This is a genomic window from Microcoleus sp. (genome assembly GCF_049646505.1).
GTDB lineage: Bacteria > Cyanobacteriota > Cyanobacteriia > Cyanobacteriales > Microcoleaceae > Microcoleus.
Genome location: NZ_JBARVX010000061.1, coordinates 1 through 20,347 on the forward strand (window position 1 = coordinate 1; position 20,347 = coordinate 20,347).

At 45.8% G+C, this 20,347-nt stretch carries 22 protein-coding genes and 1 tRNA gene; 8 read left to right on the forward strand and 15 right to left on the reverse strand.

All coding sequences use genetic code 11. The features are described 5' to 3' along the window. The 5 genes from WBA89_RS03135 to WBA89_RS03155 form a co-directional block, all read right to left on the reverse strand. The coding region (locus tag WBA89_RS03135) for an SMI1/KNR4 family protein (protein WP_424403999.1) at window positions 1–461 on the reverse strand (461 nt) is incomplete at its 3' end. A gap of 167 nt (window positions 462–628) precedes the next feature. Beyond that, window positions 629–970, reverse strand: a complete 342-nt coding sequence (locus WBA89_RS03140) for a deaminase domain-containing protein (RefSeq protein ID WP_424404001.1) — start codon at window positions 968–970, stop codon at window positions 629–631. 385 nt (window positions 971–1,355) lie between these two features. Beyond that, a complete protein-coding gene (locus tag WBA89_RS03145; protein WP_424404003.1) occupies window positions 1,356–1,727 on the reverse strand; it encodes a DUF4342 domain-containing protein in 372 nt (123 codons plus the stop codon). A gap of 316 nt (window positions 1,728–2,043) precedes the next feature. Beyond that, on the reverse strand, window positions 2,044–3,519 hold the full coding sequence (gene glgA, locus WBA89_RS03150) for a glycogen synthase GlgA (RefSeq protein WP_424404005.1): 1,476 nt from the start codon (window positions 3,517–3,519) through the stop codon (window positions 2,044–2,046). Between the two features lie 276 nt (window positions 3,520–3,795). Continuing rightward, window positions 3,796–4,095, reverse strand: coding sequence for a hypothetical protein (locus tag WBA89_RS03155; RefSeq protein WP_424404007.1), 300 nt, complete (start codon window positions 4,093–4,095; stop codon window positions 3,796–3,798). Between the two features lie 440 nt (window positions 4,096–4,535). Here WBA89_RS03155 and WBA89_RS03160 point away from each other — a divergent pair, with 440 nt between their 5' ends. Beyond that, window positions 4,536–6,032 (forward strand): glycosyl hydrolase family 57, encoded by a 1,497-nt coding sequence (locus tag WBA89_RS03160; RefSeq protein ID WP_424404009.1) that lies wholly within the window; start codon window positions 4,536–4,538, stop codon window positions 6,030–6,032. Between the two features lie 175 nt (window positions 6,033–6,207). Here the strand turns inward: WBA89_RS03160 and WBA89_RS03165 are convergent, their stop codons facing one another. Then, window positions 6,208–6,432: a hypothetical protein gene (locus tag WBA89_RS03165; protein WP_333395844.1), complete on the reverse strand. Its 225-nt coding sequence runs from the start codon at window positions 6,430–6,432 to the stop codon at window positions 6,208–6,210. Window positions 6,433–6,571: 139 nt separating this feature from the next. On the opposite strand from WBA89_RS03165, the gene WBA89_RS03170 reads away from it, so the two are divergent. Next, window positions 6,572–8,908 (forward strand): NACHT C-terminal helical domain 2-containing protein, encoded by a 2,337-nt coding sequence (locus WBA89_RS03170; RefSeq protein WP_424404011.1) that lies wholly within the window; start codon window positions 6,572–6,574, stop codon window positions 8,906–8,908. Window positions 8,909–9,010: 102 nt separating this feature from the next. Here WBA89_RS03170 and WBA89_RS03175 read toward each other — a convergent pair whose 3' ends face one another. After that, complete coding sequence (locus WBA89_RS03175; protein WP_193976065.1) at window positions 9,011–9,310, reverse strand: hypothetical protein; 300 nt, start codon at window positions 9,308–9,310, stop codon at window positions 9,011–9,013. A 49-nt stretch (window positions 9,311–9,359) separates the two neighbouring features. Then, window positions 9,360–9,971: a DNA-3-methyladenine glycosylase gene (locus tag WBA89_RS03180; protein ID WP_424404031.1), complete on the reverse strand. Its 612-nt coding sequence runs from the start codon at window positions 9,969–9,971 to the stop codon at window positions 9,360–9,362. Window positions 9,972–9,992: 21 nt separating this feature from the next. On the opposite strand from WBA89_RS03180, the gene WBA89_RS03185 reads away from it, so the two are divergent. Next, complete coding sequence (locus WBA89_RS03185) at window positions 9,993–10,115, forward strand: hypothetical protein (RefSeq protein ID WP_096830678.1); 123 nt, start codon at window positions 9,993–9,995, stop codon at window positions 10,113–10,115. 174 nt (window positions 10,116–10,289) lie between these two features. Here WBA89_RS03185 and WBA89_RS03190 read toward each other — a convergent pair whose 3' ends face one another. Continuing rightward, window positions 10,290–10,808: a pentapeptide repeat-containing protein gene (locus WBA89_RS03190; protein WP_424404014.1), complete on the reverse strand. Its 519-nt coding sequence runs from the start codon at window positions 10,806–10,808 to the stop codon at window positions 10,290–10,292. Window positions 10,809–11,304: 496 nt separating this feature from the next. Here WBA89_RS03190 and WBA89_RS03195 point away from each other — a divergent pair, with 496 nt between their 5' ends. Next, the gene (locus WBA89_RS03195; RefSeq protein WP_424404016.1) at window positions 11,305–11,808 is read left to right on the forward strand and encodes a hypothetical protein; all 504 of its coding nucleotides are present in this window, start codon (window positions 11,305–11,307) and stop codon (window positions 11,806–11,808) included. 108 nt (window positions 11,809–11,916) lie between these two features. After that, complete coding sequence (locus tag WBA89_RS03200) at window positions 11,917–12,219, forward strand: translation initiation factor (protein ID WP_424404018.1); 303 nt, start codon at window positions 11,917–11,919, stop codon at window positions 12,217–12,219. Window positions 12,220–12,309: 90 nt separating this feature from the next. Here WBA89_RS03200 and WBA89_RS03205 read toward each other — a convergent pair. The 6 genes from WBA89_RS03205 to radC form a co-directional block, all read right to left on the reverse strand. Beyond that, window positions 12,310–12,396, reverse strand: a tRNA-Ser gene (locus tag WBA89_RS03205). Between the two features lie 60 nt (window positions 12,397–12,456). Beyond that, window positions 12,457–15,072 (reverse strand): ComEC/Rec2 family competence protein, encoded by a 2,616-nt coding sequence (locus WBA89_RS03210; RefSeq protein ID WP_424404020.1) that lies wholly within the window; start codon window positions 15,070–15,072, stop codon window positions 12,457–12,459. A gap of 11 nt (window positions 15,073–15,083) precedes the next feature. Further along, window positions 15,084–15,281 (reverse strand): hypothetical protein, encoded by a 198-nt coding sequence (locus tag WBA89_RS03215; RefSeq protein ID WP_424404022.1) that lies wholly within the window; start codon window positions 15,279–15,281, stop codon window positions 15,084–15,086. Window positions 15,282–15,437: 156 nt separating this feature from the next. Further along, window positions 15,438–15,917 (reverse strand): DUF4079 domain-containing protein, encoded by a 480-nt coding sequence (locus WBA89_RS03220; RefSeq protein WP_194009462.1) that lies wholly within the window; start codon window positions 15,915–15,917, stop codon window positions 15,438–15,440. Window positions 15,918–16,402: 485 nt separating this feature from the next. Further along, window positions 16,403–16,747: a DUF1815 family protein gene (locus WBA89_RS03225; RefSeq protein WP_424404024.1), complete on the reverse strand. Its 345-nt coding sequence runs from the start codon at window positions 16,745–16,747 to the stop codon at window positions 16,403–16,405. A 317-nt stretch (window positions 16,748–17,064) separates the two neighbouring features. Continuing rightward, window positions 17,065–17,796: a RadC family protein gene (radC, locus tag WBA89_RS03230; protein ID WP_193976196.1), complete on the reverse strand. Its 732-nt coding sequence runs from the start codon at window positions 17,794–17,796 to the stop codon at window positions 17,065–17,067. A gap of 71 nt (window positions 17,797–17,867) precedes the next feature. On the opposite strand from radC, the gene WBA89_RS03235 reads away from it, so the two are divergent. From WBA89_RS03235 to WBA89_RS03245, 3 genes are all read left to right on the forward strand, one after another. Beyond that, a complete protein-coding gene (locus WBA89_RS03235) occupies window positions 17,868–18,185 on the forward strand; it encodes a hypothetical protein (RefSeq protein WP_424404027.1) in 318 nt (105 codons plus the stop codon). 308 nt (window positions 18,186–18,493) lie between these two features. Then, window positions 18,494–19,510 (forward strand): succinate dehydrogenase/fumarate reductase iron-sulfur subunit, encoded by a 1,017-nt coding sequence (locus tag WBA89_RS03240; protein WP_424404029.1) that lies wholly within the window; start codon window positions 18,494–18,496, stop codon window positions 19,508–19,510. A gap of 93 nt (window positions 19,511–19,603) precedes the next feature. Further along, window positions 19,604–19,795 (forward strand): chlorophyll a/b-binding protein, encoded by a 192-nt coding sequence (locus WBA89_RS03245; protein ID WP_333194752.1) that lies wholly within the window; start codon window positions 19,604–19,606, stop codon window positions 19,793–19,795. Window positions 19,796–20,347: the final 552 nt, after the last annotated feature.

A 20,347-nucleotide genomic window follows, 5' to 3' on the forward strand; every position in this document is an offset into this window, starting at 1 on the left:
ACAGGCATCAAATACTTCGCATGAATTTTAACCTCTGTCACCAAAAAATTACTAAAACTTTCATGGCTTTTAATGAAATCAATTTGGTTAGTCCCTTCGCAGTAAGAGTAAATCGGGGGATCTGCGCCTTCTGATAATCTAAAAAAGCTGAATTGATAGCCCTGGTGCATCAAGAAAATAAAGGCATCATCTGCTAAGGATTCAGGAAAGTTATTTTCATTTAATAACTCAACAGCCCACTCCTGAAGTTGAGGTAAATGATTCAAGAAACAGTCCGAACCCCGCAAGAATTTACCAGCACTACGCCCCATAGATAACAGAAATTCTTGATAGGCGAGGGGCAGAGAAATCCCCAACTGTTGCTGGATAGCCATTACCTCATCGGGGGTACAGCCTACAAGTTCATCTTGCCTTATGAGTTTTAGTTCTATCAGTTGTTTTTTAACTCGATCTAAGTACATAGCTACTACATCCTTTAAGTAATACCTCCGGGGCACCCCGGAGTGTGTTGGCGATGGGAGCAATTCTTGGGAGGATTGCTCTTACAGATTTCCGAACCCTATTCAGCAACGCCAACCTTGAGATATTCCCACTTTAAAAATCTGGCTGTGCGTAGATTTTGCTGAGTTTACATTGTATGGTTTACCGTCAGTCTGATATTGGGAAACAGCCTACGAAATTGCTCGATCGCGTAACAACAGGAATCGCAGGGTTCTCTTTCCGTCCATAGATTTACGTTACCTTGAATCTCTGGTGTTTGAACATATCTCGATGCCACTTCCTCAAGAAGTTTGTATTCGCTGTCATAGCCTCGTGAATGTCCGGGTGGGACTTCAAAAGTCTTAAATAATGGCTCGTCTGGTAAACCAACTGTGCCGGGACGAGTCGATTTACCGCTGACGGCTATCAATTCGTCACTATCATTCCCAATCTGAAAGTCGGCAACAGCAATATTTTTGTAGGCTGACACTCCTAGCTCTTCCCGTATTATATCGATACGAGTTATCCGTTCTTGCATATCTTTTTTTAAAATAAATATATATATATGGGGTAAAAGTTTTTATCCCACATTCCATTGTAGCAAAGTCATCTGGGAAAACAACTTAAACTAGCAGAATACTTCACCCGAAAAATTCTGGTATCCTCTGGTTCCTAGGCTCTACCTCCGGTAAAATGAGACTCGCAAAAGTGAAGCAGAAGCCTCTATATCTCCGTTACTTTCGCTCTTCCTGGTAACGAGAGTAATGCCATTACAAGCCAAAGCGAAGCAATCCCAGACTCTGGGATTGCTTCTTTTCGCGCAATGACAAATTAAATTATTGATTGACTAATGACTGCGGACTAATGACTAATGACTACTCTTTCCGCTCAACAGTTACAGTCAAATGAGCTACAACCGCCCCAACTGCGCCAAGTGCAGCAGCAATTGGAAAGATGACACTTCCTGCAACGCCGCCTACCAATCCCGCCATCAGCGGAATGTCTGCCAAAGTCCGTCCTTGCGAGTTTTTGATGACGAGGCGGCGGAGTTTTCCTTGCTGAATTAGTTCTTTGACTTTACTAATTAAACTGTCGGCGCTAATCTTAAACTCTTCTACTCTGACTTTTTCTTCGGTTGCAAATTCTGAAGCGAATAAAGGTGTTTCAACCGTTGGGTTTGCTGCATTGCCTGCCGCTACTGTTTCGTCTTGCAGAATAGTTGCTTGTTGTTCTAGTTGTGAATTCATTTTTTGTAGGGCGGGCGAACACCAGCCGTTTAATTTCTATACTTCTATCTTGTACGATCGCACTTCGCACCGACAGGCAAGAAAACCCTACAAGCTGCATTCGTACTTTCCGCCCCCGCATTTTTACTCAAAACATTATCTCAGTTGACTGTTGACTGTTGACGCTTGAGGGCGGGCACGCACCATCCACCGCCCCTACCTGTTGACTGTTGACTGTTGACTAATGACTAATGACTAATGACTAATGACTACTGACTGTTGACTGTTGACTACTGACTACTGACTGTTGACTGTTGACTACTGACTACTGACTAATTCATTTGTGTCGAATTAGCTCGTAAATTTCCACATAATCTTTAGCTGGATATTTCCACGAATTATCGCAATTCATACCTTGAATTACGAGTTTTTCAAATTCATCGCGGTAGTCATACCACAATCCGATCGCCCGATCGAGCACCGACTCTAAAGCGTAGTAGTCGCTTTGGTAAAACACGTAACCGTTGCGCTCTTCGGGGATGTGGCTGGTGCCGTAATCGCGATCGAACACCGTATTCACCAAACCGCCCACACCTCGCACCACAGGAACAGTACCGTACCTCAACCCGATCATCTGAGTCAGCCCGCAGGGTTCGTAATTGCTCGGCACCACGATCATATCCGCACCTGCGTAAATTAAGTGCGACAGTTCCTCATTAAAACCAAGTTCCAAATGGCAGTCTGGATTGTCATTTAAAAACTGTTTTTCGTGCTGGAAATGATCGTTAATTCCCGCTTCCGTCGCCGAACCCAAAAGCACGAATTGCGCGCCTTTACTCAGAGAATAATAAATTGCGTGGTGGAGGAGGTGAACGCCTTTTTGATCGTCCAAACGACCGATAAATGTAATCATAGGCTTGTCAGCATCGCGCAATAAAAGCCGATCGCGCAAAGCTTGTTTAGTTTTGGCTTTCCCTGCCAAATCCTTCGCAGTGTAGTGCTGCTGAATATAGCGATCGCTCTCAGGATTCCATACATCATAATCAATGCCGTTGAGCACCCCGCGAAACTTGTCTTGATATATATGCAAAGTGTGGCCCAAACCGTAGCCAAACTCGCCCACATGAGCTTCCCAAGCGTGGTGCGGCGACACCGTGGTGACAAAGTTTGAGTAGACAATGCCCCCTTTCATAAAGTTAATTGCAAAGGGGTTAAAATTATCTCTGAGGCGATCGTACTGAAAATAATAATCATCTCGATTCAAACCCGTTGCCCGCAAAACATCGCTACCGCCCATACCTTGATGTTTGAAATTGTGAATGGTATAGCAGACTCGCTGATTTTCCATCCAATTGTATTTGTAAACTTCAAACAGCATGACTGGCACCAAACCAGTTTGCCAATCGTGACAGTGAATCACCTCGGGGCGCTTGTTGCTTCTGAGCAAAAATTCCAAAGCAGCTTTGCTGAAAAATGCAAACCGCATATTGTCATCATTGCAACCGTAGTAACAGCCGCGGTTAAAAAAGTTATCTTGCGATCGAGGTTCAATGAAAAAACACAACACCCCGTGCACCCAGCCGCAGTAGACATCGCAAAGGATTTCGCCGCTGTACCAGGGCACGGCCAAATCCCGATAGGCCTCGTGCAGCCCCCAAATGTGGTCGTACCTCATGCAGTCGTACTTGGGCAGAATAATCTCGACGCAGTGGCCGGAATTCTGCAATTCTCGACTCAAACCGTAAACTACGTCGCCCAAACCCCCAGCTTTGATGACGGGGGCGCACTCTGAGGCAATTTGTACGATGTACATTTTTTTTGCTGACTCCTAGAAATCCCAAAATATTTTCTTAACTTGACAAAGTATATGATTTCTCTGCTCCTAAGCAAGTCGGTCGTTGGGCATAAATAAAAGGGAAAATACGCGCCGCGCTGCGACAGTTGAGGCCGATTCTGGCGATCGCTGGCAATAACCTAACGCGGCAGGATACCATCAAGGCTAAGCTGCAAGCTCTCCTTCCAAGCACAAATCATCGGTTGAGCCAGTAAAAAATGCAGTAGCTCGATCGCAAATTCCGCAAAACATAACTCATTTTCTCGCATTTGTCAATTCAATCTTTTGAGCCAAATCGCCATTTGTCTCGTCTCGTTCCGAATAGCGATCGAATAACTCACTTAAAGCTTCTTCTCCAGCAATCTCTCCATTACTGAAAAACTTCTCTACCTCCACCGAACCATCGCTCAAAAATTCAATTTCCCACCGTTCCCCAGGTACAGCCACAATTACCATCACAGCTTCATCGCGGTGATGGGCTAAACTGTAATCGATCGCCTGTTTTTCCAGCTTTTGCAAAAACAAAAGTAGTCGGTCAAATTCATTACTTTTCATCGATCAAATCTCCGATCGCTCAACAATTTGGGAACCATCCTAAAACCTGAGATGTTATCTTCAGCACCCCTTTCTATTTTCTCCCATATCATTTCGCTCAACTCTTCCCAACTTGGCGAACTTACAGGAATTTGCGCTTGTTTTATACTGCCTTTCTTACCTTTAATAATCTCAGATATTTTCATGTGTGCAAATTTATGTGCGATGTTTCTTCCTCCTTATCTTACCTAAATTTCTTCAAATAAACGCTCTGATAAAAACTCCCTGTAACTATTTAACCCCACTGCAACGAATAAGACTATTTCAGGCTCTTGCGCCCAAGAGTGCGTATCGGTAATTAATAAACTTATCTTTGGCAGGCATATTCTGCTAAAATTAAATTTTACAGCTATTTTAGCAATAGCAGACAGTACAGCTCCACAATTACTGAGGAAAGTCTTATGCCTGCGATCGCCCAATCTCCCAACCTACCAATTTTAAACGAAATCAACTCAGGATTGCCCAACATTTGCGGCTCGGAAGCAGAAATCAGTGCCGCAGCCAACAGCAACGAACCAGTCTTTTTACCTACAACAAATCTCCGCCTCGAAAACATTCAAGCCGGATTCGCCTGCGCCCTGCATATGCACCAACCCACAATTCCAGCCGGTGCAAACGGCGAACTAATCAGCAATCTCCAGCAGATGTTTGAACATCCCAACCAAGGAGACAATCACAACGCCGGAGTCTTTGCTTGGTGCTATTCACGCATGGGAGAATTCATTCCCCAACTGATAGCCGAAGGCTGCAACCCGCGAATTATGCTCGATTATTCGGGCAATTTATTGTGGGGATTACGACAAATGGGACGGGACGATATCTTCGACAATCTCAAGCGCATTACCTGCGAAGCTCAATACCAACCTTACGTAGAATGGCTGGGGACAATGTGGAGTCACGCCGTCATTCCCTCAACTCCCATTCCTGACATTAAACTCCAAATACAAGCATGGCAACATCATTTTGCATCCATTTTTGGCATTGATGCCCTCAAGCGCGTTAAAGGTTTTTCGCCCCCAGAAATGCACTTTCCCAATCACCCAGATACGCTTTACGAATACATCAAAGCTTTGAAAGAATGCGGCTACCGCTGGCTGATGGTGCAGGAACATTCTGTAGAAAATCTCGACGGTTCGGGATTGTCTCAAGACCAAAAATACATTCCCAACCGTTTGCAAGCCCGCAATTCTCGCGGCGAAACCATCAGCATTACGGCTTTGATTAAAACCCAAGGTTCTGATACAAAGTTGGTCGGTCAAATGCAGCCTTATTACGAAGCGAAAGGACGCAACAAACAGCAAATTGGCAGTGTCACAGTTCCTTCTTTAGTTACTCAGATTGCTGACGGCGAAAATGGCGGCGTGATGATGAATGAATTTCCCAGTGCTTTTATGAAAGCTTGGCACGAAAACCGGGAAGATGGCGGCGGAAAATCCGGCGTTGTCGGTTTAAATGGGACTGAATATTTGGAGATAATTGAGGCGGCGGGTGTTAATCCTGATGATTATCCGATTTGTCAGGGAATCAACCAGCACAAAATCTGGCAGTTAGTCGATCCCGACAGTGCTACGCCGGAAAAGGTCGAAAGTGCGATCGCCCAACTCAAGCAAACAGACCATAATTTTCACATGGATGGTGCTTCTTGGACTAACGATTTGAGTTGGGTGAAAGGCTACGAAAACGTCTTGGAACCGATGAATCAACTCAGCGCAGCATTTCACCAAAAGTACGATCGGCTGGTACAGCAAGATGCGACCGTTACCAAGCAGTTTGAATACCAGCAAGCTTTGCTTTACAACTTGCTGCTACAAACAAGCTGTTTCCGCTATTGGGGACAGGGAACTTGGACTGATTACGCGCGGGAACTTTACAACCGCGGCGCTGCTTTAATGAAGTAGGAAAAGTTTGCAGTTGCGATCGGGCAAATAGCAGCATATCAGGACACGGCATTGCCTTTCGTCGTGTCAAGTTAAGACTAAAACTCTCGTATCTCTCGCTTGTGGGCGAGTAATGACCGGGTGACAACTCCGTCACGACTCGCCCACAAAATACAATCGCGATAGAGATTGAGAGTTAGCTACGCCCTTGTATCCAATCCTTAATGGCTTCGCGCATTGTGTCGCTCAGGGTTTTGCCTCCGCTGGTGGCGTATTTTTCTAGTTGTGCCTTCTCCACTGGAGTCAGATAAACTGTGATTGATGCAGTCCGTTTGGTGGTGGCGTTATGAGATTCCGGTTGAGGGTTGACTGAGTAGGATTCTAGGTCAAAAAGAGTTAGCTGAGAATAGGAATTGTTCATGGGTTGTTTGATAGTTCGATATTTGGCTTATGTCACCAGTGTGATCTGCTGTTTGAATTTTGCAAAGTTGTAAGTGTTCAACTGGTTGAACGTGCAACGGTTGAACAAGAGTTGAACAAAATTGCGAGGGGATTCTGAAGTGCCAAGACGTAAAAAAAACAAGCCAGCGGGAGACGCATTTAAAAACTTATTGAAAGAAAAAGGCTTCTCGCAGTATAGGCTGCAGAAAGAAACTGGTTTAGACCAGGGTACGATTAGTAAGATTGCAACTGGAGAGACTGCCGAACCTAAACCAACAACGCTTAAAAAAATAGCAGATGTATTAAAAATTGATTCAAATGAATTAATGGAAATATTTACTCAGCCTCCGGTGCGATCGCACTCGTCCGAGCCAGCAGAAAATTTACTATTACCACAAGCAGATATTGCAGCAAAAGCAGCTTTCGAGAGTTCAGAGTTTTTGAGTAGTGATTGTGCGATCGCATCTTCTCCTTCAGAGGATATAGAGGCGCTGGTGCAGAAGGTGCGATCGCATTTCAACAAAAGCATCCAAGACGAGTGTGCAAACTTATGCACATTTAACCTGTTCGATACTCCTGTGCTGAGAAATCTTAGCAGGATGTATGTTCAGACTAAACTACATGAATCTCAAGGCGGTGGAGCCGGAGAATTTAGTCAGGAACGGCAATTATGGGATCAGGTAGTGCTGAGACATTCAAAGCTGATGGTATTAGGTAAACCTGGTGCAGGTAAAACTACATTACTACAGTACATTGCACTTAATTGTGATGAATTTGAGTGTCAACTCAAGTTAGTCCCTATTTTTATCAGTCTGCAAACTTTGGCTGACAATGCCAAGCATCCCGATGAAATTGATATATTAGGATACCTTCACAACAAATACTGCTGTAGTAATGTTTCAGAACAAGAACTTGAAAGTTTACTGAGTCACGGCAGACTGTTGTTTTTGCTTGATGGTTTAGATGAAGTTACAGAAGAAAAAATTAGTATTGTTAATACCCAAATCCATAAATTAATCGATGGCAACAATCGCTTTATAATAAGTTGCCGAAAAGAGTTTCAAGCATATCAATCTAAAAGCTTTGCTCGGTTTATTTTTGTTAAAATAGCCGATTTTGACAAAACTCAGAGAGACTATTTTATTGAAAAATGGTTTGATGAAGTTACAGTGATTGCACAACCAGAACTATCGGTCAAAGCAGATGACTTAATTAAAAAGCTGGATCGACCAGAAAATCGGCGAATCCAAGAACTGGCAGATACGCCTTTGTTACTCCATCTGATTTGTCTGATTTTCCAAGAAAGAGGAGATTTGCCGTCTAAAAGAGTTGACATTTACACAGAAGCAATAGATTTATTACTAAAAAAATGGAATAAATTCAATGAGCGTTTATTACACATAGATGTAATTGAATTCAAAAAAGTCTTAAGACGGATAGCAGCTACAACTTTTGAGACTGGCAAGTCTTATTTTGAAGAAGTGGAAATTTCGCCCATTATTGGGGATTATCCTCAAATTTTACACACTACTGAAGTTTTATCTGGTCTTATTGTAAAAAAGGGATGGAGACAATATGCTTTTTCTCATCAAACTTTTCAAGAGTATTTGACTGCCGAGGAATTCGTAAATTATAAACAGCCTTTAAGCCAACTTATCATTCATATTACTGAACCACGCTGGCGAGAAGTGTTTTTGCTAGTGGCTGAGATGTTGATGCGTGCCGACGCTGACGATCTGTTATGGTCGATCAAAAAATCGATTGATAGGCTACTAGAAAATCAGATATTTCAGGATTTTCTTCAATGGTTAGATGACAAATCTACTCAGGTTAAAGAAGTTGAAAGTCTTCGGTATAAATTAGCAAGTATTCGATCTCTTTACTTTGACCTGGCTTTAGAACTGAATGATGGCAAATACTTTTATACCGAATACTTTGAAAAGACACTCGCTTACGCTATCGACCCCGCTATTAAGGACAACCTCGACTCTGCACTCGACCTCGACTTTAAACTCTACCACGCTTTACGCTTTGAGAATTTCTATAACTCTTTTTGGTATGGTATTCCCTCCTCGTTAAACCTACCCTTAGACCTTGACTTAGCTAATAATCACCTCAACTTTCTTATTCATAGCACCCCAAACCCCGAATTACAGTATAAATTGCAAGAGCTTAAAGACTGTATCCTAGAGCCAGAAGCTGACTTTGAACACCGCCAGCAAAGATGGAAAGCTCACCGTTTCATTTGGATTAAGCAATTAAGAGATATGATGATAAAGTATTGTAATATTGGTCATACCTGGCTGTTTAACAAGGAGCAAATAAAACTACTCAAGCAGTATTATGAAGCTAATAAACTACTTTGGGAATGTCTAGCTATTAGCAATGTCTCCGTAGAAGTCCGATCGCAAATCGAAAACAACCTATTTTTACCCCTTGATTCCTCACTCCGCTAGAAAAAGCACGGGAAAAGATGCTCAAGCTAACGGGATTGTCACTCCGTCAGAGTTGAGTCTCTATTTCCCCATGCCCGATGCCCGATGCCCGATTCCCCAATCTTACATTTCCTGCATCAACCGCAAATAATTTTGCCGCATTTGCGTCATGTTTTCCATCATTCTATTAGCCATATCTTTCTCGACATCGCTCATTTGCTGCCAAAATAAGGCCGATCGCCTGGCCATGATTGCTTCTTCCCACAGCATCTCCAACAGTTGCGCCGCCATCGGGTTTTCAGCATCGATAATCCCGCACAATTGCTCGAAGGCTCGGTTCGCTTCGGCGTGAGTGTTAACATCCTGAACCAGGCTTAGGCATTTTTTGAGTTGTACGATCGGATTTTCAGAAGAGTAAGCCATAATTTCACTAAGATAAGCGACAAAATTTACAGTGATACCTTTGACATTACTAGAATTTTGACACAGCCGTAGAGTTCCCTACATACCATCGCCAAGGTAAATCAATTCCTTGAGAAATCCCGATCCGCGTAGTTTGCACAAAATTTATTGTACCCTCCTCCACGGCTTGCTGAAATTGCTGGCTCCGGTGTTCCAACCGCAGGGGATGGCCTGCATCTAAGGGAGAACCGCTGAAAGTTCGATCGATCTCCAGCACCTTACAAAGTTTCCCTGGCCCGGCGGCGAGGCGCGATCGCTTTTTTTCGGGAATTCCAGCGAACCCCTTGGGAAGCGCATCTAGCTGCAAAGCTCGAATCAGCACACCGCTAGCAACCCCCTCTACATCCGTCACCACGTTAAAACAGTGATACATCCCGTAGATTAAGTAAACGTAGCAGATACCCGCAGGCCCGAACATCGCTTGATTGCGAGGAGTGCGCTGGCGGTAAGCGTGACAAGCCGGATCTCCGGGGGCGTAAGCTTCGGTTTCGACAATAATTCCTCGAATTTCTTCGCCATCAGGAAACTGCCGCACCAGAGTACAGCCCAGCAAATCTGGCGCTACGCTTGTAGACGGGCGCGCCAGCCAAAAATCTTCTACAATCTGAGTATTTTCGCTCACTAAATCAGGAGACACTCAATTATGGACGTTAAGTTAGTTTTAGCAGTCTTGACAGCAGTTTTCACCGTTTGCTGTTTGTTCTTCGGTACAAAAAACGGATTCTACGATAGCGACAAATATCACGGTAACGGTTCTGCTCACTAATTTTAGGCGACTGTTAGTTGCTTAAAAAAAAACCGCTGTCTGTTATTGAGACGGCGGTTTTTTTTGATGAACCACAGAGGACGCAGAGGACGCAGAGATTGAGAAAACAGAGAACTCCAAGATTGACAAGTATTTCACAAATGATTGTGGGGCTGATTGCTATGTTTGCTTTGATTAAGGGTGAATGTTCCCATCGGGCATTTTAGTGCCCTCCAATTTAGTATTCTCGAAATCGGCGCATCCTGGCAGATTTAAACGAATTGTAGCTCCCCGGTCTGTTGATTTCATGTTCAAACCAACTGCGGCATTTTCTGGGTTATTCTTTTCGGGAACAGCACTGACCTTAAAATCCATATTTGCTGCTTGACCATTAGTATCAAGATTGAAACTTATGCCGCTACAGCCTAAATCTGCTCCGGTGAGGTTGGCTTTATTCAAGTTAGCATTTTTGAGGTTGGCATTCGCCAATTTTGCTCCTGATAAGTTAGCACCTTCTAGGTTGGCTCCCTGCAAGTTAAATCCTTGCAAGTCCATTGCTTTCAAGTTGACATTGCTGAGATTGCATTCGGGACACTGTTTGGTTTCGAGCAATTGCTTGACTAGGTTTTGTTGCTTAAAATCAGGTATGTATTTGGTCGCAGCTAATAAAACTGCGATCGACAATCCAGCGGTAAGTATATTTTTGGTTTTCATAAAAACTCATAAAAGCTTCGGCGGCTTTCTTTTGCGGTTAATTATTAATACAGGAGGGCGATCGACATCTCCAGACTTTTTACAAAAAAATTGCCTCGATATCAGACAAGCTGGGAGGTGTAATTAAATCGTGCCTGCTTTCCGTCACCAGTGCTGCTTTGGGTTTGGGGCTCGTGTCCGTGGGTTTCACTTCGCTCGCTTTCTGTCGGCAAACGGATTTTTTTTGAGCAGAGGAGGCGCATTTGCATATACCTGCAGACTGAAATCAAAGGAACTTTATTTATATCCCTGGAGTGAGCCGATCTTAGAGAGATGTGAAGATGATTAAACAGAAAGGAAATACTTTACCTGCGCTGTTGGAAGTTCTCGGCAACTAATTTTTTTTGCAAAATTGCTGCGATCGATGAATTTACTTAAAAAACCGTTGGCAGCAGCTCAGGTATCCCAACCTAGCCAAAACACACCCTATCTGTAATCCCGACAATTCGGAGCGGCAATGAACACAATCAAACCCGAACCCAGAAGATCGCGCTTCATGGCTCTGCTGCTGACAACGCTACTGACATTTCCGCTTTTGAGTGCTTGCGGTTCTAGCCAGCAAAGTTCCACCCCCCCGCCTCCTGTTGACGACACTCGTGCTGGAGGAGTGCAAACTAATCGCGCCCAGACTCCTTTGCCACAAGCGAAAAAAGGCTTGAACAATGCTCAAAAAGTAGGGATTACTTTAGTAGGAGCAGCCGCCCTTTACTACCTCTACCGCCAGCACCAAAACAAGCAAGAACAGGGGCCGCAGGGAAAGTATTACCTTTCTAAAAACGGTCGCGTTTACTACCGCGATGCCCAGAATCGCGCTCACTGGGTAACGCCCCCGCCTGAAGGAATTACAGTTCCTGAGTCCGAGGCGGCGCGTTACCGCGAATTCCAGGGGTACAACAACCAAACTACCGGCCGAGACCTCAAAAGCTTGCCGGAAGCTACAAGTCCTGTTCCGGCACAGTAGCGTCACCATTTGAGATTTGAGATTGTCGCTGCCGCGATTTTTAATTAAATCTGGTATTCCCAATCTAAAACAGCAGTTTTTCAACCCATAAAACAGAGGAATTTTATCATGGTAGACGGATTTTTCCGCAAGTTAAAAGATGCGATCGTCGGGCCAGACAGCGAGCAAGTCGATCCTGATGCCAATTATGACGATCGCCCAAATCCCGGACAGTTCGGCAACGTGCGTCCTGCCAGCGAAGACCCCTACGGCGACCCGGCTGAGTACGGACAGTTCGGCAACGTGCGTCCGGCCAGCGAAGACCCTTACGGCGACCCGGCGGACAACGTAGCGGATGCCGGAATGTTTGGCAACGTGCGATCGGCCAGCGAAGACCCTTACGGCGACCAGGCGGACGAGGAAGTTGTTTGAGTTTGAATCAGTTGGCTAGAAAAATTACCTGGTAAGCAACACACTCCTGCAGGGGTGTTTTTTGTCGGTTCTTTTGCCGGTTATCAAAAACGGAGAGGGTGGGATTTGAACCCACGTTAGAGTCACCCCTAAAGCACATTTCGAGTGTGCCGCATTCAACCGCTCTGCCACCTCTCCAATTGACTTGAGATGCGAGCTAAAATTATCTTACCGCACAATGCGCCGCCTTGTAAATCCTTAGAGAAAAGAAGTTTCATTTTCTTCAGATTCCAGAGTCGTCTTAAATCCCGTACCGGGAGTCCATTGAAGGGCTCCGTCGCGCCCTGTCCAGAATATCTGGGTTTTGCTTTGGTGCAGTTTTGCTGCGGTTTCTGGGTCGATTTCGTCAGCAGAGGCGATCGCCACTTGCGGCCTCACCGCGTCCAATAACTCGGCTGTCAAAGTTGTTCCCGACCACCACAGCACTTGAGCCGGCTTCAATGTTCCCGTGGCTGCTAATTTTTTTTGCGCCAACGGTGTCATTTCACCGACAATCAACCAAGTTCGATCGCCCACCAGCAATTCTACCACCGGGATTTCCGCATTCACAAACTGCAACCGCATCGAACCCAGATCGATTGTGCTGTTAGTTTCTAAAGGAAAGTAAACGCCTTGGCGAGATTGCACAGCCGTCATCAATTCCCGATCGCTGCCGCGGTGAATTTTTTTGGGAGCATCGTTATCATAAAATGTGTTTATTCGCAAGCGTTCTAGTAATTTTCCCCAACCACCGCTCAAACCTAAATGACCGTGAGTGGCGATCGCAGAATTCAGAGAATTAACTCCTTGCTGCTGCAAAAAAGGCAACACCGTAAACCTCACAGTATTTTCATCACCGCTATTAATCAGCGCCACTTTTCCCCGGTCTTGAATTACTAAAACTGGTTCGCCCGATGTCGCCAGCAAAGTAACTTGAAACAAAGATGATTGAACGTGCCAAGCTGGCAAAACTACGATCCCAATTCCCGCCACCAGCGCCAGCGGTAAAATCCAAGCCGAAGAAATCCGCAACGCAAAAACTCGGCTTTTCCCTTTCTTCCCTCTCCCCTTTCCCTGATTTTTCTTCCTTCCTACTTCCTGCTTCCCTGTTTTTTCTCCCTTCCTTCTTCCATCCGTTACATCCGTTACATCCCGTACATTGCTCGTTACCGAACTTCCCCCCAGCCAAACCCAGCAGATTAAACTGTAAAGTGCGATTAACTGAAACACGGATACTTGACCGACAGCTACCGAATTACCTGGCAATTGCGAGAAGTATTGGGCGATCGCAATTAACCACTTTGCCGGATAGTCCAGCAGTTGCGCTAAAACACTCCCCGCCGGCGGAAAAATCAATCCAGAAGCAGCGCTAACCATCCCGCCAATACTCAAAATCCAGAGTAAAGGAGCAGCAATAATATTGACTAAAATGCTGTAAGGTGATACCACACTAAAAACATAAAGTAGCAGCGGCAGCACCCAAACTGAAGCGGCGATCGGAACCACCACGATAGAAGCGATCGCGGGCGGCATCCAGTCCAACTTTGCCATCAGCGGCGGCGCTGTCACAACTAATCCCAAAGTCGCCAAAAAACTCAGTTGAAAACCTAAATCCCAAATCCACAAAGGGTTAACTAGCAGTAAAATAGTAGCGGCGATTAACAGCAATCCTATCGGCTTAACTTCGCGGCTCAATACCAAAGCAAATAATGTGCCAAATCCCATCAGTGCGGCGCGGCAGATTGAAGCTTCAAAGCCTGTTAATCCGACGAGCAAAAATAAAGCGCCCACGCCAAAACCAAATTGTAACTGTTTGGAAAAGCGCCTAGTTAAAGCTATAACTAAAGCCAAAACCATTGAAACTTGAGTACCCGAAGCTGCGATCGCGTGGGCCAATCCCGCTTGCACGAAATAGTCGCGGATGTTGTAAGGTAAATCAACTGCTTGTTTGCCGAGGGCGATCGCACCGATCAGCGGGCCTTCGGGAACATTTAACCGCGATAGCTGCGATCGCACGATCCGCATCCGCATCGCTTGAATGTACGATGGCTGCATCCCAGCGGGTTCCCAGAAAGCAGCCGTTTTGCTGTTAACTCGATTGACATCGGCGATCGCATTTTCTCTCCTCCAGTCAATCTGACGACCTTTGAGCCCTGCAAAAGCGCCTTCTCTGGCTAAATATGCTCGAAAATCAAAAGCCCCCGGATTTGAGGGCGGCTGCGGTTTGTACAGCGATCCCACAACTGCGATCGTATTGTCGGCGTACAAGCCCGTTGCTTGCAGCAGAGGCACTGTAACGTAGAGTTTGCCTGATACTGGGCGGTTGACGACTACCCCGGCTTCACCGCCGTTGATTTCGCTAACTAAATCTGTGTTCAGCCAAAATTGCGATCGCCCCGATCGAGTTAATCGAGGCGTACTCACAACTCTACCGCGAACTGTCACCACCACTTCTTGGGTGTTTCCCACCGCCGGAATCAGTTTGCTGATGTCATTAACTGCCGGTTGGGGCGATCGAACTGCCAAATAAAAGCTACCTAGAAATGCCAGCAAACCCGCCGCAGCCCACACCCGTTTTCCTCGCGGCAGCATCTCCAACCAACTCAATTCTTCCCTCATCTCTAAGGGTTCTTCCAGGGCATTTCTTGGGGTTCTGCTGCGTCTTTTTTTAGTAGTTTTGAGAGAATTCTTAGTATGCTTTAACAACAATTTAGGCATCGCGACTGCCGCCGCTATTCCCAAAGCTAGTATCGCGTATCTACCCCAAAAAACTCCTGTAGAAATCAATCCCAGAATGTAGGCCAGACAGAAAATGACACCCGTTGCTTGATTCATTAATTAGAAACTCATATCAATTCCGGTAACACCGTCAGGTGACTGTTGGCTGTTGGCTGTTGGCTGTTGGCTGTTGACTGTTGGCTGTTGGCTGTTAAGGGCGGGCACGGGGGCACCGCCCCTACTGGCTGTTGGCTGTTGGCTGTTGGCTGTTGAGAGAACGATATCAGAGGGGAATATTTCAGGGAAACCGATGCGGGACTTATCAACTCCTTATCAAAGAAACCGGGTTTTTCAACCGGGGTAAAAAGCTAAACGCCGTGTATTTAGCTAAAAAACCCGGTTTCTGGCTACCCCTGCGCGAGTTATGGCAAAATTTCTTTTTTTACATTCTTTCCTTTCCCCGAACCCTTCTTCTTCCTCTTCTAAATAGACAGCCCCAATTTTAAACCGAAAGCTGCGTGCAGTACCATAAGTGCTAAAGCCGTCGTGCCTAAATAAGCGTGAACCGCGCGCAGTGCTAGCTTGTTCCCCCCAAAACCAGTGAGCGAAATTAAGCTGCTAACAGCCAGCAAAACCAGCACTGTCGAACCCGTCCAAAAATGCGGGCTTTCCATCACGGGCTGATGCTGCATCACCAGCGACAGCAGTCCACCAGTGTAGCCCAAAGCTAAAAATAGAAACATCCACGGTGCAAGCTTGCGGTGATCCGATCGACTTTTGAGCGCGACATCCTTATCGGCAGCCAAACGTCCCTGCCATCCCGTATACCCGACAAAACTGCCCATCGCTACAATCACGATCCCCATCATTACAGGATGTCCCCAATGGGTAATTGGTTCGGGAATTCCCAGGCTGCGAAATTGACTGGCGATTGGTTCTAGAAGTTCGCTTAAATTTACCATTTGATTTTTATTCCCAGCTTGGCGATCGATATTTTCGGACTCATCATTAAAATATTATCAAATAATAGTTGGCAAGCGCGATCGCGCACTTCAAATAGTTGTTTAACAGCACCGCAAAATATTGCCCAAAAGCCCTTACTTACACAAAACTTAGCCGGCTAAAGCCGGCTGTGAGATTTTTACAGCAGCGATGCTGTTTCAAGTTAATTTTTTGTTAGCCTTATCAGCTAAATCGAAAAGCAAAAATAAACGCAATTTGCCCGTTACACCCAGGGGCAGCTTTTTGCCCAATCTTCACAGCCTCATCCTGGATCTGGATGTTAAATTTGACCTGCCTGCTCAAAGTTAATTTCCATTCCTTGACTTTTGAATGCCAAAGCGGGAAATTAACATCGCAGCCGACGAGCAGTAGCACTTCTACATTTTGTCGGTCGCTCTCAAGGGAGAGTCAACTGCAGCACCAAAACCTCGGAATCGTGCAATCGCTAAACTCGGTGCGCCGCCGCCAAAGTAGCTTCCGAAGGTTGGATGTCGTACTTTACCAGATTTGCCAGTTCTTGTAACTGATTGATCGCTTCTGCACCTTCAAGTTTCATCAGTTCGCGATCGTCTCGCATCTCAGTCCAAGTGATACCGTAATCTGACACTAAAAATCGAATCAGATGGTTGTCCGTCAAACTGACCATAAATGAGGCACTGTTCATCTGACCCCCGCAAGTGTAGCAGGATGCCAGATAACCCCTATGCTCTAGCACGATCGCCAAAGCCTGGAGGTTCATTACCAAATCTTGGACGAATTTACGGTGTTGTTCTGCAAGTCTCAGAAACACAGTTTTTCTCCTATCACCACGCCGTGTATTTTACACCCAATTTAATAATTTCTTAAGTATTGGGTATTTAGGTGCTGGTTCAGTATATGTTTAGTATGCTCAAAAAAAATCGGATTAGCGACCTCTTCAGCTTACCTATACTAGATTAACCGAGTTGCGATCGAAACTAAGTATCAGCAGCGACATTCAGTCAAAACACGCTGTCGCCTAAGACTCCAGCCTCAAAAAGATCCTGTGGTGATGATTGATTCAGCCCTCGGACAGACCAAAGATACAAATAACTAATCATAGCGATGGAGTTAGTTAAGAATAAGAGTTCAATCGCCTTGAGGATACTCCTCCCAAAGCGTCGTAGTCTGCCGCAAGCTCCGAAAATCGCCATTTCCCAAGATCAAGTGATCCAACAGCGGAATCGACAAAAACTGCGCTCCCGCCAGCAACTGCCTCGTCAAAGCAATATCCTCCGGGCTCGGCTCTACAATTCCGGAGGGGTGATTGTGCGAGATAATCGCCCGCGTCGCCCCTTGGCGGATCACTTCCCGAAAAATATCCCTAGGGTGAGCTAAAGTTTCCGTAGCCGTGCCGATCGTAATTACCTGAGTTCCCAGCAGCCGATTTTTCACATCCAGCAACACCACAGCAAAACGTTCCTGAGACTGCCACATCAAATCCTGACTCAAGGCATCCGCAGCCGCTTGCGGAGAGTCAACCACAGCCATTTCCGGCGGCCGCGACTGAAACACCCGCTTCCCCAACTCCACCGCAGCCAAAATCCCAGTTGCCTTAGCAGGCCCGATCCCGTGAATCTGCGTCAACTCCTGCACGCTAATAGTCCGCAGCACTGCCAGAGGGTCGCGCTGGTGCTGGCTCAACTGATTTAAAATATACTGTCCCAGCCCTACAGCCGAGAGTTTGCCCTTTCCCTGACCGGTACCGAGCAAAATTGCAATCAATTCCGCCGTCGCCAAACTTTTCGGGCCCCCGGCCATCAGCCGTTCCCGCGGCCGTTCGCTCGTTGGCAAATCGACAATTCTCAAGCTGTAAGTCATAGACGCACCAGCACCGCAAGCTCTACAATTAGATAATACTCGATCGACCTGCGTTCTTCCAATCAGTAGAATTGCCGAAAAAAGCCCAAGCATTAACCGAGGCTGTTGGCGATGTAATTTTCTTGAAAAAACCCGGTTTCTCGCCCCCCGGCGCAACTCCTGGTAAAATTTCTCGTAACGCTGCCACAAAAGTGAAGTGCACCGGCAGCTACCTTCAGCGCAAAAGTGGGCTTGCACTAGATTCTGCCCGTTCAGTGGAGGCTGGCAACACCGAAGCAACTGGCTGCGACGGCTTAGGTGCTGTCACTCCCACCAAAACAAACGAAACTGCCATCAAAACGCCGTATAAACTCACAGATAGCTGGCGATTTTTCATTCCCACCCATTGAGGATTCACAAGACCCAGAAAAAAAGCCGGCATTGAAAACATAAATGTTAAAACATACAAGCTAGACATAACTTCCCCTCCGACTCACTAACTGTACCGACCGATTACTTTTATCTTCTATTTACTACTTAAAAATCAGCTAAAAAAAGCCGCTATTTATGATTTATGACTTGGGAAGTATTCCCCGTTACCAAATAATAATAAAACCAGTTAAATCTATTGCTAGAGGTAGATGTTAAAATAATTAAAAGGTTTTTATACAAACAAAAGTTCCAGATTAAAATAGAAACTAAATTCTTCACTCAAAATATGCAAGTCCGTTTTAACGTAGTCCGCCAAAATCAAAACGAGGCTCCCCGCGTTCGCGCTTACACCCTAGAGGTGGAAGAGAGCAATACTATCCTAGACTGTCTCAACAGCATCAAGTGGGAACAAGACGGCACTTTAGCTTTTCGCAAAAATTGTCGAAATACCATTTGCGGCAGTTGTTCGATGCGAATTAACGGGCGCTCGGCCTTAGCTTGCAAAGAAAATGTCGGTAGCGAACTCGCCAGACTGCAAAAAATAGCTCAATCGAGTTCGACAGAACAGCCTGCGGATTTTATCCCAGAAATTACCGTCGCCCCAATGGGAAATATGCCGGTAATTAAAGATTTGGTCGTCGATATGACCAGTTTTTGGGACAACCTGGAAGCTGTGGAGCCATACATCAGCACCGCCTCGCGAGCAATTCCAGAACGGGAATTTCTGCAAACTCCCGAAGAGCGATCGAAACTCGACCAAACTGGCAACTGCATCCTCTGCGGTGCGTGCTATTCTGAGTGCAACGCCCGCGAAGTCAACCCGGAATTTGTCGGCCCCCACGCCCTCGCCAAAGCTTACCGGACGATCGCCGATTCCCGCGACGGGGAAACTGAAAATCGGCTCGAAAAATACAACGAAGGCACCGCCGGCGTCTGGGGATGCACCCGCTGTTACTACTGCAACTCGGTTTGTCCGATGGAAGTTGCGCCGATGGATCAAATTGGTAAGATCAAACAGGAGATTCTCGATCGCAAAGACGAACAAGCCAGCCGATCGATCCGCCACCGCAAAGTCTTGATCGATCTTGTTAAAGAAGGCGGTTGGATAGACGAGCGCAAATTTGGGATCGAAGTAGTAGGAAACTACTTCCGCGACGTTAAAGGTTTGTTCAGTCTCGGCCCCTTGGGTTTGAGAATGATCGCTCGCGGCAAATTCCCGCTGTTTTTTGAGCCTTCAGAAGGTACGGAAACCGTGCGAAATCTGATCGAATCGGTTCAAAATTTAGAAAACTCAGCAGATTAGCGATCGGCTGTCATTTTCCGGTAAATTGGAAGTTGTGCGATCGCCAAGCTTCCCAAAAATATTTTTTCAAAACTCGCAACTCAAAACATTTAAATGACTGCTAAAACACCTCCATCTCCCCAACCAACAGCCCCAAATACCCCAGCACCAGCAGCACCCGCCTTTGGCTGGAATGCTTACGCCGAAAGAATCAACGGACGATTTGCGATGGTGGGATTCGTGGCACTTTTGCTGCTAGAATTCTTCACGCGCCAGGATTTTTTCACCTGGCTGGGCCTGCGTTAAATTAATCTAAATCAATCCAGAATGGGAGTTGTAAAAATATTGATTTTTCAGCTTCCATTCAACTTTTAAGGGTTGTTTAAAATACAGTCTGTCGAATTAGAGATGCAGCATTTTATAGCATTTCTCAGAAAGATGAGATGGTGTCGGCCCGCGCAGGGCATCGGGCATCGGGCATAGGGCATAGGGCATAGGGCATTAGGAATTGTAACCAACAAATAACAAATAAGGATCGAAAACTTAATAACTTATAGCCTTTCTCAGAAAGATGAGGTGCTCTCGCGGGCATCGGGCATCGGGCCTAAAAGCATCGGGCATCGGGCCTAAAAACATCGGGCATCGGGCATCGAGCCTAAAAGCATACCTCACCTTTGTGAGAACCGCTATAAACACCTCCTACAGTTTTCTCTCCTGTAAGTTGACAGATCAAAGGAGGCAGAGCCTCCGGATCTGCATTACCAGGCAGAGCCTGGTAACGAGCTAATAACAAATAACAAATAACAAATAACAAATAACAAATAACAAATAACAAATAACAAATAACTAATAACTAAT

Bases quoted from the DNA above. Each gene is read 5' to 3' on its own strand.
- WBA89_RS03145 (WP_424404003.1), bottom strand. From the start codon at position 1,727: ATGAATTCACAACTAGAACAACAAGCAACTATTCTGCAAGACGAAACA.
- glgA (WP_424404005.1), bottom strand. From the start codon at position 3,519: ATGTACATCGTACAAATTGCCTCAGAGTGCGCCCCCGTCATCAAAGCT.
- WBA89_RS03155 (WP_424404007.1), bottom strand. From the start codon at position 4,095: ATGAAAAGTAATGAATTTGACCGACTACTTTTGTTTTTGCAAAAGCTG.
- WBA89_RS03160 (WP_424404009.1), top strand. From the start codon at position 4,536: ATGCCTGCGATCGCCCAATCTCCCAACCTACCAATTTTAAACGAAATC.
- WBA89_RS03165 (WP_333395844.1), bottom strand. From the start codon at position 6,432: ATGAACAATTCCTATTCTCAGCTAACTCTTTTTGACCTAGAATCCTAC.
- WBA89_RS03175 (WP_193976065.1), bottom strand. From the start codon at position 9,310: ATGGCTTACTCTTCTGAAAATCCGATCGTACAACTCAAAAAATGCCTA.
- WBA89_RS03185 (WP_096830678.1), top strand. From the start codon at position 9,993: ATGGACGTTAAGTTAGTTTTAGCAGTCTTGACAGCAGTTTTCACCGTT.
- WBA89_RS03190 (WP_424404014.1), bottom strand. From the start codon at position 10,808: ATGAAAACCAAAAATATACTTACCGCTGGATTGTCGATCGCAGTTTTA.
- WBA89_RS03195 (WP_424404016.1), top strand. From the start codon at position 11,305: ATGAACACAATCAAACCCGAACCCAGAAGATCGCGCTTCATGGCTCTG.
- WBA89_RS03200 (WP_424404018.1), top strand. From the start codon at position 11,917: ATGGTAGACGGATTTTTCCGCAAGTTAAAAGATGCGATCGTCGGGCCA.
- WBA89_RS03210 (WP_424404020.1), bottom strand. From the start codon at position 15,072: ATGAATCAAGCAACGGGTGTCATTTTCTGTCTGGCCTACATTCTGGGA.
- WBA89_RS03220 (WP_194009462.1), bottom strand. From the start codon at position 15,917: ATGGTAAATTTAAGCGAACTTCTAGAACCAATCGCCAGTCAATTTCGC.
- radC (WP_193976196.1), bottom strand. From the start codon at position 17,796: ATGACTTACAGCTTGAGAATTGTCGATTTGCCAACGAGCGAACGGCCG.
- WBA89_RS03240 (WP_424404029.1), top strand. From the start codon at position 18,494: ATGCAAGTCCGTTTTAACGTAGTCCGCCAAAATCAAAACGAGGCTCCC.
- WBA89_RS03245 (WP_333194752.1), top strand. From the start codon at position 19,604: ATGACTGCTAAAACACCTCCATCTCCCCAACCAACAGCCCCAAATACC.